Here is a 16,251-nt window from a genome sequence, read left to right on the forward strand (position 1 = left end):
CTTTATTTGATTATTACTTTCGCACCATTGAGGATGTAGAGACCTGCCTGCTGCGGTTTGCTGATACGCTGGCCTTGCAGATTGTAGTAAACATCAGCAGCGCGATTTGAGTTTCCTGTCTCAATGCTTTCGATACTCTCAATTCCTGTTGTGGTATCGTCAAAATCGAAGACAACTCGTGTGCCTGCGGGCAGAGCGCTGAACTTCATATACGCCTTGTGGATGGGGAAGTTATTGATATTGCTCTCAGCCTTGTGGAAGGTACCGCCCTGCATCACATAAATGGGGTCGGTAGTTGTAGCTGTGAGAGAGGTAATGGGGTTTACAGTTACACCTGTCATAACGTTGTTTGTGACATGGTAGACTTGCTGATCTTGTTCACCAATCGTGTAGTAGAAGTCAGCATCTGTAGCTTCCTTATCAAGAACCTTGAGAAGTACGCCCGTATAAGCAGGAACGTAAGAATAAGAAGCTGTGTAACCACCCTTTTTGTCAACACTCGTCATTTGAACGTGCTTAGTGGCTGTACCGTAGTCGCCCTTTCCATCCAAAATCTTAGTGCTGGCTACGAAAGCTGCAACCGCTGAATGGTGATTCTCATTGTAGTAGTCGCTGAAGTCTACATCGAACTCACGAGCGAATGTACCGTACTTCTTGCTAATTTTGACATCCTTGATTTTGAACTCAAGCTGTGAGGTGAAATCGTAAGGACTCTTTTCTTCGCTATCAGTAGCAATTTTATAGACTTTCTTCGCCCACTTTTCTTGGTAGACAGGGAGAGCCGTTTTCTTAACATAGATAGTTGTAGTTTTTGCAAACTCATTGTAGTTCTTACCCGTATCATCGAGATCGAAGCGAGTCGTACTCAACATTTGATTAGTGGGATTGCTCTCAATGAAGAAAACACTCTTTATGATACTTGTTGTGTCTGTGCGGTTGGTGATGAAAGCTTGAGCACCAATGTATTCCACATCTTTCTTTACTACCACTTCCTTTATGCCAGAGGTGACGTGCTGGAAAGCATAGTCGCCAATCATGCTCACTTTGTAGTTTTTGCCTCCATGAGGTATTTCCGTAGGTAGGACAAAGGTTTCGTCAGTGCGCGTTGTCTTGAGCATGTCCACAGCACAATCAGAGACTGCAATATATTCCTCTGTATCCTTTACAAATGAAGGACTGATAGACTTAAACTTACCATTATAGAAAGGATCGCTATTGTAGTCGGAGAGTTTTTCCTGACGCACATGAATGTCGATCTTATCCATCAAATTCGGTGCCTCATTACCATCATCAAAAGATCTTTCGCTAGGATTTTGGTTGATATTGGCTGGATCAATTTTATTATCACAGAGGAATGTGATAGTATTCAGATTAGAGCAACCACCAAAAGCACGCTTACCGATAGAAGTTACCAAGTTAGGGATAGTCACGTTCTTCAGTTCTTGACAGTTATAGAAAGCATAGTCACCAATTGCTGTAATAGAAGGAGGCAGCAATGTAAAATGCTCGTTAGCCTTGCCAGGAGGGAAGATTTTCAATGTCTCTTTATCCTTAGATAAAAGATAACCATCAACGCTGGAATATTCAGTATTCTTCTTGCTCACATTGATAGCTGTGAGGTTTGAGCAGGATTTGAAAGCCTCAGGACTGATTGATGTAGTCTTCTCTGAGACATTCACAACAGTTAGAGCCTGACAGTTGTTAAAAGCCTCGCGCTCGATCGTCTGCACATTGCTAGGTACAGTAAAATTCTGCAAACCACAGTTGGAAAAAGCACCTGCACCGATAGTTTGAATATCTGCATTAGGATCAAACTCTACTGTAGCTAATTTTCCACATCCGTTAAACGCATTCAGTTCGATGCTTGTTACCGTCTTGGGAACGATGAATGACTCGAAATTCGGTAGGTTTGCAAAAGCATTCTTTTTGATAGTTTTCAATTCGCAAGAGCCCAAGAAGTTTACATGCTTCAAATTATCTAATTTTTTGGAGAAAGCATCTTCTTCAATAGTTTGCAGTTTAGAACCATTAGGTACGTTGATTGTTTCTAACATTTTGCAATTTACAAAAGCTTTGCCAATCGCGGTGATAGAAGAGGGCAAAGTAACCTCCCTCAATTTATGGCACTCCCAGAATACATAATTATCTATTTTCTTCATATTAGACTGTTCGAGAAACGTAACTGTTTCAAGATTCGTTTGACGAAAAGCCTGTTCATTTATGTACTCAACACTAGCAGGAATCACCAAAGAGACGATTTTTCTTGCCCCCATAAAAGACTTTACAGAAATAGTCTTAACAGTAGCTGGAATTGTGTAAGAAGTTTCGGGTTTTGCAAGTGGATAAAAATAAAGAATCTGTTTATCTGCAGAGAAAAGCACACCTTCCTCAGCATAAAAATCAGTATTACCATCTGCAACCTCGTAAGCTTCAAGGCTTTGACAATTCTCAAAAGCACCTTCTACTAAGCCTTCTCTTTTGAGATCTTTTGGAAGCTTTATTGTTGTTAGTTTATTAAGGCTGACAAGAGCAGAGATATTGATTTTTGTTACTTGATTCAAATCTATCGTGGTCATATTCTGGTTGCTAACAATGCCGTAAGAAGCGATTTCTTTTACACCATCAGGAACCTTATAGTCTGCCACGTTCTTCGCATACGGATAAAAAACCAACTTATTGAGCCCTTTAGTGAAGAGAACATCGTCTTTTACCTCATAGTTAGGATTACCCCCTGGAGCTATTTCAAAAGCTTCCAAAAGGGGCTGTCTTGCAGCAATAGAAGGACTTCCTTCGTCTACCTTGGCGAGATTTTTAGGAAGAACTATTCTCTGCAATCCCTCAAGCTTATTGAATGCCAAAAAAGTAATATGCTTTACATTCTCATCAACCACATAGGTTGTTTGCCCTGTTTCCGTTAAAAGAGTTGAAGGAATGGCACGAAGTTCTTCCTTACCTCTTGTGTACAATATACCCTCTGTTGTAGACTCAAAGGCAGGATTATCTCCATCCACTATACACTGAGGATTATACGCCAAAGTTGCCCAGACTCTTGTATCAATCTCTGTTACACTCTTAGGAATGGAAACTTTCGTAATCTTTGATCCGTCAAAACTAGATGCGCCGATTTTTGTCACAGTCTCTGGAATTATTACAGATGTAACATTAGGACTAGTTGTCACACCTGTATGAGCTCCTACCTCTGTAACAATAAAAGAAGTACCTTGTCCATTGTTGAATGTACCTGGAATAGTCAGCTCACCTGACACAGAAGCCTCAGTACCCACAAATTTTAACTGGTGTACACCTGTTACCGTTAGAACCTCGTATTTCAGATTATTGATCGTAATAATCTCAGACACGGTATAGGCCCAAAGACTTTTAGGTATCACCATGAGAAGTAATACCAAAAAGAAGGTTTTCAATTTTACCATATTAATCGTTTTTTGTTTAAAATACTGTTTTTTCTTTTCTCTTAGAACTCACTCACAAATTATACTTTTTTAGGATAAAGAGTTTCTTGCTGCAAATGTATGCAGATATTTTTGAAAATCAAAATAATCTTTTCTTTTGATAGAGAAAAAGAATGAAAAGTTTTCTTTTTACTTAAAAAAATAAAGAAAAACACACCAAATTATAACTAGACATTTTTCTTTCAGTACAATAAATAATAGGCAGTTTATTGACTTTACTAAAACAAATCAGCTTAGAATAAAAAGTAAAAAAACAGGAATACCAAAACCAATAGAATTCACAGAAGCAACAGAGAGAAATACAGGAAAAGAGTCCTACAAGAGGCAAACAAATACATATCCCACATACCTTACTTTTTTTATCTTCAGTCAAATAAAAAAGAAGAGCCAGATAGTGCAGAGAAAATATGTCTGAATATGAACAAAAAAGTTGAAATTAGGAAAATTAGTATTTCTTCGGAGCGAGCAACTGATGATAGTGCGCATCATCGCAGAGGACTTTAAGGGCAAGTTTGAAATCCTTATCATTGCGCAGGTTGTATTCGGCCACACCTTTTTGGTAGTAGTAGCGCGTCACGAGTTCGGACTCGACAAGCGACTTAATGTCTTTGCGCCAATAGTCGAAATCGTAGGCGAAATTATGGGAGAGCTTTTTCTCCAGCGCATTCAGCTCATCTTTAGCCATTCGTTCGTAGCCTTCTGCTGCTGCAATACTGCGCAGAATATTAAGCGCGGCTTTCGACTGTGTATCGTAAGTGAAATTCTCCTTTTTCAAGAATTGTTGAAAGTCGTTGTATTCCTGATCAGAAAGGGAAAAAGTACTGGGACGCGCAATGGAGCGATGATGATTCTGGTAGTTGGAGCAATAGTTGCGCAGAGCATCGCTCGAAGAGAGATAGGTGAAGAGCGAGGGCAAGGAGTCGGGCACGGTTACAATATCGGGCGTAATGCCTCCCCCATCGCGAACGGGGCGTCCGTTGGCGGTATGAAACACTTTAGAAAGCGAGTCGGGCAGGTGTTGCGGTTGGCCGTTTTTATAATTGTATGCCTGAATGCAACGCCCCGAAGGGATGTAATATTTGCTCGTGGTGAGTTTGAGAATTGTCTTATAGGGTAATTGTCGCGGCTGCTGCACTAAGCCTTTCCCATATGTGCGCTGACCGATGATGACGGCACGGTCGTAATCCTGCAAAGCCCCGCTGGTAATTTCGGCCGAAGAAGCTGTACCGTTGTCTGTCAGAACAACCATGGGCATCGTTAAATCGGCTGGTTCGTTCTTTGTTTTGAAAATAGAGTTTACCTCCTTCAACTTTCCTTTCATACGTACCACTTCTTTTCCGCGAGGCACAAAGAGCCCCACTACATTTACGGCCTGATCTAACAGTCCGCCGCCATTTCCGCGCAGGTCGAGGATGAAACGCCGCATACCTTTTTGCTTCAGCGCCGCAAAGGCCATCTGAAGTTCGTGGGTTGTTTGCTCGGTGAAGCCTGTGAGCAAGGCATACCCAACAGAATCGTTTACCATCGTATAGAACTGAACGCTGAGCATCGTTATGGTGCGCCGCGTTAGTCGGAATGTGAGCGGTTTTTCCACGCCATAGCGTTTCACTTTCAATTCGAAGTGGGTACCTGCATCACCGCGCAACGATTCGCTAACACGGTTAGAGTATTCGCTTTCTTTGCCTTTTTCGGCCTCGCCATAATCCTTTCCGTTGATGGAAAGAAGGATGTCGCCAGAGCGTAGACCAGCCAGAGCGGCAGGCATACCCTCGTAGGGTTCTTCAATGATGCAGCGACGCGCTTTTTTGAGAAAAGAAATGACAGATCCGATACCTGCATACTTCCCCGTAGTGAGTTGTTTGAGCTCTTGCGTCTTGTTCTCAGCATAGTACTGCGTATAAGGGTCAAGCTGATTGAGCATATAGAGCAGCGCGTTGTTGATATTTTTCTCCGCACTCAGTGTGTCCACATAATAAGTGTCCAATTCCTTATAAAGGGAATTGAAGATGTCGAGATTCTTAGAAATCTCAAAATTATGGTCGGAATTGCTTTGCGCCGCGCCTTCAATCGTGAAGACAAGTGCAAAAAGAAAAAGCAGCTTTTTCATGTTGAAAATGTTGATAAGAAGAAGGAACAGAAAAGAAAGAGAAGAAAAGGAGGGAAAGAATGCAAAGACAGTCTTCCGCAAGAGAGCAGGAAGCAATAATAGAGAAATCAGCGCTTGCTTTGTACTCTTTTTCGTTATCTCATTTCATTGTCTCACTGATTTCGGCCCACACATCGCTGGGAAGGGTTGTGCCAACCACCTGGATAACCTTGCTCGCCAAGAAAGCTCCTCTCTGAAGACAGGCTTCCAAAGATTCATCACGACTCAAACCATAGAGGAAACCAGCGGCAAAATAATCGCCAGCACCCGTGGTATCTACTACTTTGCTCACTCTCTCTGCGATCGCGCGAGCTACTTCCTCTCCGCGTTTCACCAAAGCTCCCTCTGCGCCTACCTTGACAATGGCTATTTCGCATTTTTCGGCCAACACATTGAGGGCCTCAACGGGATCGGACTTACCGGTAAAGGATTTAGCTTCATCTTCGTTGGCAAAAATAATGTCGACTTTCTGAAGCAGTTGTTCGAAGAAGGGACGATCATCCGCCACTATATTATAGCTACCAAAGTCGAGACCAATCTTTAAGCCTTTCGACTTGGCAATATCTGCTGCGCGCATCACCATTTCGTGGTTCTGTACAAGATAGCCTTCAATATAGAAAATGTCAGCATTGTCGAACCATTCCTCCAACAAGTCATCAGCCGTCAGCGTGGCAGCTGCGCCCAAATAGTCGTTGAAGGTGCGCTGCCCGTCGGGGGTAATAAAAGCAGAACAAACGCCCGTGGGGAGATCGCCAATAAGGAAATGAGGAATACCGCCATTCTGCAAGAAATTGTCCTTATAGAATTCGCCATAGAGGTCATCGCCCACTTTCCCGATAAATTCGGGTTTTGCGCCGAGATTAGCCAGTGCCAACATCGTATTTCCCACAGACCCTCCAGTGGCAAAGCTCGTTGGAAGTTTTTCCAACTTCTCATTGAGCTTTTTATACCCCTCGAAGTCAACAAACTGCGTAGAGCCTTTTGGAAGCCCCAGTTCTTTGAGTTCGGAGTCGTCAATCTGTGTCAAAACGTCGCAAAGAGCGTTGCCAATGCCTAAAATCTTCTTCATTTCAACTTTTTTTTCAAAATTCTATGCAAAGGTATTGCTTATTTCGGAAATAGACATTACTTTTGCACCGCAATTCTGAGAGAAACCTCATTATTCTGCTTCAGTAGCTCAGTTGGTTAGAGCACCTGACTGTTAATCAGGGGGTCGTTGGTTCAAGCCCATCCTGAAGCGCAAATATCTCAGAAGAGCACTGCTTCAGTAGCTCAGTTGGTTAGAGCACCTGACTGTTAATCAGGGGGTCGTTGGTTCAAGCCCATCCTGAAGCGCCATGGAGGAATCACTAAGAAGTGGTTCCTCTTTTTTTGTTTATTACGAAACGTGATGAAGAGAAGAATGCTGTGCGTAGTCACGGGAATGTTCGCACTTACGCTGTGCGCCCAGACGCAAAAGAAAACCAAGAAGACGACCGTAGTTGCCCACGCAGCGGTAGCGGAAACGGACGATGCATTGCTGCAACGCTGGGCAGCCGGTCGGAAGGTGTCGACCGAAGCAGTAGAGAAATTCGGACGGAAGCATTGCTTCGTTGCTCAGCGCATCCCCGACAAGGTGTTTCAGAGAATGTTGGGAAAATCATTTCCTAAAACAAATGCTATCGAGCGCGAAGAACTGCGCTATCTGCGCCTACTCCATTACAACAAAGAGGGCGAAATCCAGCTGGGAGAAATGGTGTGTAACAAGCACATTGCAAACGCATTGGTTACTATCTTCAGCAAACTTTTCGATGCGCACTACCCCATTGAACGAATGGTGCTCATCGACAATTACCAAGCCAACGACGAAAGCTCTATGCGAGCTAACAACACCAGCTGCTTCTGCTTTCGCTCCGTGAAAGGTACGAAAAAACTATCAGCCCACTCCCGCGGAATGGCTGTCGACATTAACCCGCTCTACAATCCCCATTGCAAAAGGCAAAAAGGAAAACTCTCCGTTGCACCCACAACGGCTCTACCCTACGCTGATCGCTCCAAAAAATTTGCTTACAAGATTGAGCATGGCGACATCTGCCACCGCCTCTTCCTTGAACACGGCTTCAGATGGGGCGGCGCGTGGCGTCACTCGAAGGATTATCAACACTTCGAAAAATAGAATATCTAAAAATGGTGTCTTCACCACGAAAAACTTCACTTCTGAAGCTTTTCTGCAACTTTTCCTGGAGGAGATACTCTGCTTTTATATTTATGCGTGTGAATATCCTTATTGTGTCAGCTCATAGAATAAGGCTGTCAGCTGACGCGCTTATTGTATTTATAAACGCAATAAGGAAAAGCGAGAACGAAAAAGAAAGGCTCTTCCCTGTAAGTTATTTTTCGTTGTCACGTCGTCACGTTGTCACACTTTGAGTATAACTATTTGATAACGTACACGTTGTGCGTGTGACGACAAGTGACAACAGTGTGACAACAAAAATTTTCATTGTCACACCAACAAGTGCCTGTCAATCAATACATTCCTCTCCTGCGTGACAACGTGACAACAAAAAACGAGTTTTTTCTGGGGAGGAGAGATGGGGAATTTACAATCTTTTTTCAAAAGCTAAACGTTCTGTTTTTTCAGTAGTGCCTCGTTGATAATATACTTTTCCGCAATAAATGAAACCAAGATGGCGCACGAGCGAAAGCATCTCGACATTGTCACAATTGGTATCTATGCGGATGCTCCCCACTTCGCGCTCCCGACAAAGACGTTCCACTTCAGAAAAAATACGTCGCGCGTGACCTCGCCCCAGCGCAGCATGAAGTACGGCCATACGATGAACAACAGCATAAAGCATATCTGAGAGCCAATGTCCCTCTATCGCATCGTAAGCCGGTTCGCCACGAAAAGAAATAGCTGCATAAGCCACAACTTCTGCATTTTCTTCTATAACATAGCCTATGCCTAAATCGAAGTCGGCTTGCAAGTCAGCTTTAGCAGGATAATGCTCATCCCACTGCTGCCGTCCTTTCGCCACCATGGTTTGTGCAGCTCCTCGAAGGATGTGAAAAACAGCATCAAAGTCAGTCGGTCGGGCAGGACGAAAAAGAGTTTGCATAGAATCCATATTTAGATTGCAAAGAAAGCAAATCTTACACGTTTATACAATCTGTAGAGCATTATTTAGCCTCTTTCACTACTAAGAATTGATTTTTCAGAGAAAAAATTTTGTCGTATTATTGGTAAGTACTATCTTTGCACCGCTTCTTTAACGAGGAGCAAGGATTGTCCTATGGTGTAATGGCAGCACTAGAGTTTTTGGTTCTCTCAGTCTTCGTTCGAGTCGGAGTAGGACAACGCAATCAGAGTCCTGTGCTTTTGCGCAGGACTTTTTTGTACACCTATCATACGACAGATACTTTAACAAATATTTTGCAAAAGCACAAAAGATTCATTACCTTTGTGGCATCATTACTTACATTATCAATTTAATATCTTTATTTTATGAAGAAATCTCTACTTCTTTTAGTTACATTGTTCACTGCTCTATTTGCAGGAGCTGAAACGATTGACAACACTACAGCTACATGGACTGCAGCTGCTGATGGTATCACTTTTACTTCTGGTACCTACACTCTCACTGCATCAAAAGCAGCAGGCAAAACAGCTCCACAGCAGCACGCACAATACAAAGATGTTCGTGTTTACGCTAAGAGTACACTGACTATTGCCACTACGGGCAGTAACATGAAATCCATTGTGTTTAAGATTGCAAAGAGCGGTATCTACCGTCAAGCAGATATGTCTGCTTCAACAGGAACTGTACAGGTTGACACAACAGCAATGACTGTGACTTGGACTGGCGATGCCAACAACGTGGTTCTCACCGTTGGAGAGAAAGCTACGTATGGCCGTGAAAAAAATAAAAATGGTCAGTTCCGTTTCATCAAGACTGAAATCAACGAAACCGCTGGTGGTGGCGGCGAGACAGGCGAAACACCGACCGTTACAGAAATGAACATTGTGGATCTCAATGCTCTGACAGCAGATAAAGCAAATGTTCGTTTGAAGTTTACAAATGCTAAGGTGCTCGGTTCTCACACATCAAAGCAGAATGCAAAGTCTATCTATGTTCGCGAAGGAGGCAAGGCTGTTATCCTCTACAATACTGGTCTTGAATTGAGCGATAACGCTATTCTCAACGGCTATGTTGACATTGACTTCAAGCTGTTCAATGGCATACCCGAAGTAGTAAAGAACAATCAGACCAACGCAACAAATCTAACAGTTACGGAAAGCAGCGAAGAAGCAGTGCCTGTTGAAACAACAATCGCAGAACTCAACGCTAAGAAACACCTTGCCGACCTCGTTGTTTTAAGAGGGGTTACTATCAAGTCAGAGAAGAGCGGTCAGTACACTAACTACTACGCGGTGTCTGGTAGCGATCGTATTCAACTCTTCGGTGGTATCAAAGTAAAAGACTATGTTAACGGCAAAAGCTACGATGTAGTTGCTATCTTTAACCAAATCTACAAAGGTATAACTCCTGAAATCGCTCCCACAAAGGTAACAGAAGCTAATTCTACTGGTATCAGCACTATCCAGGAAGCTCAGAAAGTTGTTGTTTACGACATCCAAGGTCGCCGCGTGCAGAAGGCAGAAAAGGGTCTCTTCATTATCAACGGCAAGAAAGTCCTTGTGAAGTAATTCACAATATATTACAAGTTTTCATAAGGTCGCCTAATGTTAGGCGACCTTATCTTTTGTTTTTTTATTAGAAAAATCTCCTTCAAATAAATGCTCTAAAACACATCCTTTCAGAGAAGAAAACACGAAACAATTTCACGAACAAAAGGGATTTATGCAAAATAAAATAAAAATTTCTGCAAAAAGATGCAAGAGATACAGATAAAGGTATATATTTGCAAAGTCAAGTTAACAATATTATTCTGCATGGCAGATTCAAAAAAGCAAAAACTCAACAAAAGCTTACCCTACAACACAGTAGCGGCAGCGTTAGCAGAACAAAGGAGATTGGCACAAAATAGATAAAACTAATCATACATAATAGAACCCTAAAATAACAAACCTTTTAATCATATTAACTTATGTCTCATCTCTCAAATTCATTCGGAGCATTCCTGCTTCTGACTGTCATGGGTGGCGGACTGGCTCCAGAGGTTCTGGCATCCAGCGTTCGGCCAACAATGACCGTTACACAGCAGCAAGACGCAGTGCAAGGCGTAGTAACAGACGCTAACGGTGAGCCTGTTATGGGCGCAGCCGTTCGAGTTAAGAATTCGGGCCGTGTCTCTGTCACTAAGGACGATGGTTCTTTTTCCATTCCAGGAGTAAAAAAAGGCTCGGTCGTTGTCATCTCTTTCTTAGGCTATGAAACGCAAGAAATAACGTGGAACGGCGGTACAATAAAAGTAACTCTTCAAGAAAAAGACAACACACTGGGCGAAGCAGTCGTAGTGGGTTTCGGTACACAGAAACGCGTCAACATGACGGGTTCTATCTCTACCGTTAGCGCAAAAGAGATTCAAGCACGCCCTGTTAATAGCACTGTTGAAGCTCTGCAGGGTGTCGTACCAGGTATGAACTTCGCCGTAGGTTCTGGCGGTGGTGCGCTCGACTCTGATTTAACTTTCAACATCCGTGGTAAAGGAACTATCGGTGAAGGCTCTGCCGTTACCCCACTTGTTCTTATCGACGGTATGGAGGGCGACATTTCTACCCTCAACCCACAGGATATCCAGAATATCTCCATCTTGAAAGATGCCAGTACTTCTTCCATCTATGGTTCACGTGCTGCCGGTGGCGTTATCCTCATCACAACGAAGAAAGGCCATGAAGGAAGAATCTCTATCAACTACAACAACTCATTCCGTTTCAATTCTCCACTCAATATGCCGGAGATGATGAACTCCTATGAGTATGCCAACTTCTTCAATGCGGCAGGTCATAGCACCATGTTTACAGATGCTAAGCTGAAGCAAATCAAAGACAACCTCGAAGGCAAAGGCGGCCCAACAATGTACGCCAACCCAAAAAGCAAGCATTGGGAAGTTTGGGACGAACTCGACCTGCTTCCAACAGGAAATACCGATTGGCTGAAATACCACTTCGGCAATAGTTTCTCACAAGAGCACACGCTGAGTATTTCAGGCGGTAGTCAAAAGATGCAATACTACTTCTCTGCTAACTACTTGCAGCGCAATGGTATGCTTAAGCAAGCTAAGGACGACCGCAACCGCTATGCCTTCACAGGGCGCATCAATAGTGAGCTAGCTCCGTGGGCGCACTTCGGTTATACAACTCGCTTCAACCGTGAGGATTTTGAACGTCCGTCGTTTGTTACTCCTCTCTTCTATCACAATGCTTGCCGTTACTGGCCGATTGTTCCGACTATCGATCCGAATGGACACCCCGTACGCGAATCTTACTACGAAATGCTTAATCGTGGTGGTCTTTACAATATTCAGCAGGATAATCTGGATCAGCAGTTCTCACTCATTCTTGAACCTATCAAGAACTGGACGATCAATACTGAATTGAACTATCGCGCAAGCACCACTTTCCGTCACGAAGATTATCAGACGGTTTACGCTTGGGATGTTAATAACAATCCATACGCAACAGACAATCAGACTTCTTCCGTAACGGAATACGCTTACAAGTCTAACTATTTCAATCCGAATATCTATTCAACTTACCTTCGCAGCTTTGGTGATCACAATTTCAAGGTGATGGCTGGTTTCCAGAGCGAATGGTTCCACTATCGCAATGTGACAGGTTCTCGTGATGGTATTCTTTCTAGAGTGCCTACACTGAACACTACTTCCACCAATCCGCGCGTAGCAGGTGGTTTAGCAAGTTGGTCAACAGCAGGTTTCTTTGGTCGTTTGAACTACAACTATGCTGAACGCTACTTGGTAGAAGCAAGTCTTCGCTACGACGGTTCTTCTCGCTTCATCAGATCAAAGCGTTGGAATCTCTTCCCCAGCTTCTCTTTAGGTTGGAATGTTTCTAAGGAAAACTTCTGGAAACCTATCGAAGATAAGATCAACAACTTGAAGCTCCGTTTCACTTGGGGTAAGCTCGGTAACCAAAACACGGACAACTGGTATCCCTTCTATTCTACTATTGGTTATAGCGCTAATGCCGGTAACTGGTTGCTCAACGGAGAGAAGCAGAATCTGGCTTCCGAACCAGCTCTCGTCAGTGCATTGCTCACATGGGAAAAGACCCGCACATGGGATCTCGGTGTTGACTTCGGTGCTTTCAACAATCGCTTGACGACCAGCTTCACTTACTTCCAACGCAAAACTTTGGACATGGTAGGTCCTGCTCCTGAACTTCCTGATGTACTCGGTACGGCTGTTCCTAAGGTGAACAATCTCGATATGACCTCAAAGGGTTGGGAACTCACGCTCGGATGGCGCGATCATATCAACGATTTCTTCTATGGTGCCGACCTCATGCTGAGCGACAATCAAGTGGTTATCGATCGTTATCCCAATGCAGCGAAAGATCTCTCTCAGACATACTATAAGGGCGCTCACTTAGGCGATATTTGGGGCTATGTTACAGAAGGTATGGCTAAAACTCAGGAAGAGATGGATGCTCACCTGAAGAATGCTAACCAAGATGCGCTCGGTTCTAATTGGCGCGCTGGTGACATTATGTACAAAGACCTTAATGGTGATAAGAAAATCAATACTGGTCAGAATACGGCGAACGATTCTGGTGACCGCAAGATTATTGGTAACTCCACTCCGCGCTACAACTTCGGTCTGAACCTCACAGCCAGCTATAAAGGCTTCGACTTGAAAGTATTCTTCCAAGGCGTTCTGAAGCGCGATTATTGGCCTGGTGCAGGTGGCGGCGGTGTTATGTTCTGGGGTGCCAGCGGTGGCAAGTGGCAGAGTGTTGCTTTCAAGGAGCATCTCGACTACTTCCGTGCCGATGCAAACGATCCGCTCGGACAGAATCTCAACGCTTACTATCCCGAACCTGATTGGAGCACACAGAAGAACCAGCAAGCACAAACTCGCTACTTGCAGAATGCAGCTTACTGCCGTCTGAAGAACGTTACGTTGGGCTACACTCTCCCAGAAGCACTAACACAGCGTTTCTATGTTCAGAAAGTTCGCTTCTTTGTTTCGGCTGAGAATCTTCTCACTTTCACTAAGTTCACCAAGATGGGCGATCCCGAACTCATCGACGCCGGTGGTTGGGGCTTCAGCAAGACTTATCCGCTCTCTAAGACATGGTCTGTTGGTGTAAGTGTCACTTTCTAACTCTCATAATTCGCTGAGAAAAGAGCGGAAAAGTTCTATTCCGCATCAATCTAAATGTACTCTTTAATAAAAAAGACATTATGAAACTAAAATATTTTTCACTGCTGCTGTGTGGTGCGTTAACACTGACAAGCTGTAATGACTTTCTGGATCGTGAACCAGAAGATAGCCTTACTCCTGGTAAGTACTTTACAGCCGAAGCAGACCTTGCTGCATATAGCATCAATCTCTATAATTTCAATTCCATCCAACCTGGTTCTTACGGCATTGGTACTTTCGCCGATGATAACGGTACAGACAACCAGGTGAATGCTGGAGGTTCTAACCTATGGATTCCAGGGCAATACAAGGTGGGTAGTAGCAATCCGTGGAACTTCACTCAAGTGCGCCATTGCAACTACTTCTTCGAGAAGGTTCTTCCTAAGTACGAAGCTGGTAAGATTCAAGGAAATGCAGATAATATCAAGCACTACATTGGCGAAATGTATCTTCTCCGTGCATACGCCTACTTCAATCTCCTGAAGAATATCGGCGACTGCCCCATCATCACTACAGCACTTCCCGATGAAGAAAGCGTTCTCCTCAAAGCCTCTCATCGTGATCCGCGTAACAAAGTGGCTCGCTTCATCCTTGAAGACCTCGACAAAGCTATCAGTCTACTCAAAGAGGTTTCTCCAGACGAAAAGAAAGAGCGCATCTCCCGCGATGTAGCTTACCTGCTTCGCAGCCGCGTAGCTCTCTACGAAGGAACTTTTGAGAAATATCATGCCGGAACAGCCTTCGTTCCGGGCGGCAAGGATTGGCCTGGTGATGCAAAAGATGCTGCCGACTATGACAACGCTACTGAAGTGAAATACTTCCTCGGCGAAGCCATGAAGAGTGCAAAAATGCTGGGTGATAAGATGGTCAATCAACTGGCAGAAAACAAGAATACGCCAGAAGGAATGGACGCTAAGTATGAGTCTATCAACCCCTACTACACAATGTTCTGCGATGTGGATATGTCCACTTACCCCGAAGTACTGATGTGGCGCGAATACAGCGTAGCAAAAGGAACAGGACATAACACGCAGCAATACTTCCAGAAGAACGGTTGCAACACGGGTTGGACACGTGGTCTCATCAACTCCTTCGTAATGGAAAACGGCTATCCCATCTATGCTGCCGCTTCAGGATATAACACTGCACAGGAACAGAATGGTATCTCTGCTACACTGGCCAATCGCGACTCACGTATCCGCATCTTCACAAAGGGTGACAACAGTGTTGAGAGCTACTTTGATGATGGCACTACGGCTCGCGTGCAGTTGGGAAATAGCATTTTCGAAGAAATCGAAAAGCGTGCTGTAACGGGCTATATGATCAAGAAGGGTAAACACTACAATCCCAAAATGTACCTCACCCACTTCCACAGTGTGAATGGTAGCCTCTTGTTCCGTGGTGTTGAAGCATTGCTCAACTACATCGAAGCTTCTTACGAACTGAACGGAACAATCGATGCTACTGCTGACAGCTATTGGAAGGCCATCCGCCGCCGTGCTAAAATAAATGACAACTACAGCATAACGATCGCTGCAACCGACATGTCGGAGGAAGCTAAGGGCGACTTTGCCGCTTACTCTCATGGTAAGCTCATCGAGCCAACTCTTTACAATATCCGCCGTGAACGCCGCAATGAGCTGATTGGCGAAGGCTTCCGCTGGGCCGACCTACAACGCTGGCGCGCTTGCGACCAAGTGAAGAACTACCAGATTGAAGGTTTCCGCTATTGGGGTACTGTCTACCAAGGTGCATTCCTTGACAAAGATGGTAACGACAAGGCCGTCGTTGACTTGAGCGGTGAAAAGGGCAACATGTCTGCTCAGACGCTGAGCGACTATATCCGCCCCTACCAAATCAAGCCCGAATCTCACAACCTGCTCTACAATGGTTTGAACTTCACTCCGGCTCACTACCTCATGCCACTGCCACAGTCTGTTTTCCGCAAAACGGCAACCGACAAGAAAGACCTGAAGACCTCTGTTGTTTATCAGAATCCAGGTTGGCCAATGATTGATGGTAACGGAGCTGGAACCATCGAATAATTTCTAATATCTCTTAACGAAAGAGGGAAGTTCGCTTCCCTCTTTTTTTGTTAGTTGCTGTGGAGAAACTACTTCTCAGAGCACTACGTTTCTCACGCCTCCCATGGAGGCGCACTATACTTAACCATGGGTAATGACCAAGCGATAGTGAGGGAGAACCCGTGGAGAAAAGGACAAACGACTGCACTTACTTCCAACACCGGCAGCGTCACACAAAAAGCGTGGAAGGAGTATTCCCCATCTCTCCTCCCCAGAAAAAAAC

8 protein-coding genes and 2 tRNA genes are annotated in these 16,251 nt (G+C 44.2%); 6 read left to right on the forward strand and 4 right to left on the reverse strand.

Going from position 1 to position 16,251, the window contains the following annotated elements; genetic code table 11:
* Positions 1-2 precede the first annotated feature (2 nt).
* The 3 genes from FHS60_RS02335 to FHS60_RS02345 form a co-directional block, all read right to left on the reverse strand.
* Entirely contained in the window at positions 3-3,431 is a 3,429-nt protein-coding gene (locus FHS60_RS02335) for a leucine-rich repeat domain-containing protein (protein ID WP_244957404.1), read from the reverse strand.
* Positions 3,432-3,915: 484 nt separating this feature from the next.
* Complete coding sequence (locus tag FHS60_RS02340; protein ID WP_183694478.1) at positions 3,916-5,577, reverse strand: S41 family peptidase; 1,662 nt, start codon at positions 5,575-5,577, stop codon at positions 3,916-3,918.
* Positions 5,578-5,716: 139 nt separating this feature from the next.
* Positions 5,717-6,685, reverse strand: a complete 969-nt coding sequence (locus tag FHS60_RS02345; protein WP_009347679.1) for an adenosine kinase — start codon at positions 6,683-6,685, stop codon at positions 5,717-5,719.
* Between the two features lie 97 nt (positions 6,686-6,782).
* Between FHS60_RS02345 and FHS60_RS02350 the strand changes: the two genes are divergently transcribed.
* The 3 genes from FHS60_RS02350 (at position 6,783) to FHS60_RS02360 (ending at position 7,771) form a co-directional block, all read left to right on the forward strand.
* Positions 6,783-6,856: transfer RNA gene (locus tag FHS60_RS02350), tRNA-Asn, on the forward strand.
* A 21-nt stretch (positions 6,857-6,877) separates the two neighbouring features.
* A tRNA-Asn gene (locus tag FHS60_RS02355) sits at positions 6,878-6,954 on the forward strand.
* Between the two features lie 52 nt (positions 6,955-7,006).
* A complete protein-coding gene (locus FHS60_RS02360; RefSeq protein WP_244957416.1) occupies positions 7,007-7,771 on the forward strand; it encodes a M15 family metallopeptidase in 765 nt (254 codons plus the stop codon).
* 427 nt (positions 7,772-8,198) lie between these two features.
* Here the strand turns inward: FHS60_RS02360 and FHS60_RS02365 are convergent, their stop codons facing one another.
* Positions 8,199-8,717: a GNAT family N-acetyltransferase gene (locus FHS60_RS02365; RefSeq protein WP_183694481.1), complete on the reverse strand. Its 519-nt coding sequence runs from the start codon at positions 8,715-8,717 to the stop codon at positions 8,199-8,201.
* Positions 8,718-9,103: 386 nt separating this feature from the next.
* Between FHS60_RS02365 and FHS60_RS02370 the strand changes: the two genes are divergently transcribed.
* From FHS60_RS02370 to FHS60_RS02380, 3 genes are all read left to right on the forward strand, one after another.
* Positions 9,104-10,306 carry a hypothetical protein gene (locus FHS60_RS02370; RefSeq protein WP_009347676.1) on the forward strand — a complete coding sequence of 401 codons (1,203 nt, stop codon included), beginning with the start codon at positions 9,104-9,106 and terminating at the stop codon, positions 10,304-10,306.
* 401 nt (positions 10,307-10,707) lie between these two features.
* On the forward strand, positions 10,708-13,905 hold the full coding sequence (locus tag FHS60_RS02375; protein WP_244957405.1) for a SusC/RagA family TonB-linked outer membrane protein: 3,198 nt from the start codon (positions 10,708-10,710) through the stop codon (positions 13,903-13,905).
* Positions 13,906-13,985: 80 nt separating this feature from the next.
* Positions 13,986-15,989, forward strand: coding sequence for a RagB/SusD family nutrient uptake outer membrane protein (locus FHS60_RS02380; RefSeq protein WP_183694484.1), 2,004 nt, complete (start codon positions 13,986-13,988; stop codon positions 15,987-15,989).
* The last annotated feature ends 262 nt before the right edge of the window (positions 15,990-16,251 follow it).

The sequence above is a fragment of the Alloprevotella rava genome, from assembly GCF_014195585.1.
Lineage (GTDB): Bacteria > Bacteroidota > Bacteroidia > Bacteroidales > Bacteroidaceae > Alloprevotella > Alloprevotella rava.

Coding starts and splice junctions, on each gene's coding strand:
- FHS60_RS02340 (WP_183694478.1), bottom strand. CDS start 5,577: ATGAAAAAGCTGCTTTTTCTTTTTGCACTTGTCTTCACGATTGAAGGC.
- FHS60_RS02335 (WP_244957404.1), bottom strand. CDS start 3,431: ATGGTAAAATTGAAAACCTTCTTTTTGGTATTACTTCTCATGGTGATA.
- FHS60_RS02380 (WP_183694484.1), top strand. CDS start 13,986: ATGAAACTAAAATATTTTTCACTGCTGCTGTGTGGTGCGTTAACACTG.
- FHS60_RS02365 (WP_183694481.1), bottom strand. CDS start 8,717: ATGCAAACTCTTTTTCGTCCTGCCCGACCGACTGACTTTGATGCTGTT.
- FHS60_RS02370 (WP_009347676.1), top strand. CDS start 9,104: ATGAAGAAATCTCTACTTCTTTTAGTTACATTGTTCACTGCTCTATTT.
- FHS60_RS02360 (WP_244957416.1), top strand. CDS start 7,007: ATGAAGAGAAGAATGCTGTGCGTAGTCACGGGAATGTTCGCACTTACG.
- FHS60_RS02345 (WP_009347679.1), bottom strand. CDS start 6,685: ATGAAGAAGATTTTAGGCATTGGCAACGCTCTTTGCGACGTTTTGACA.
- FHS60_RS02375 (WP_244957405.1), top strand. CDS start 10,708: ATGTCTCATCTCTCAAATTCATTCGGAGCATTCCTGCTTCTGACTGTC.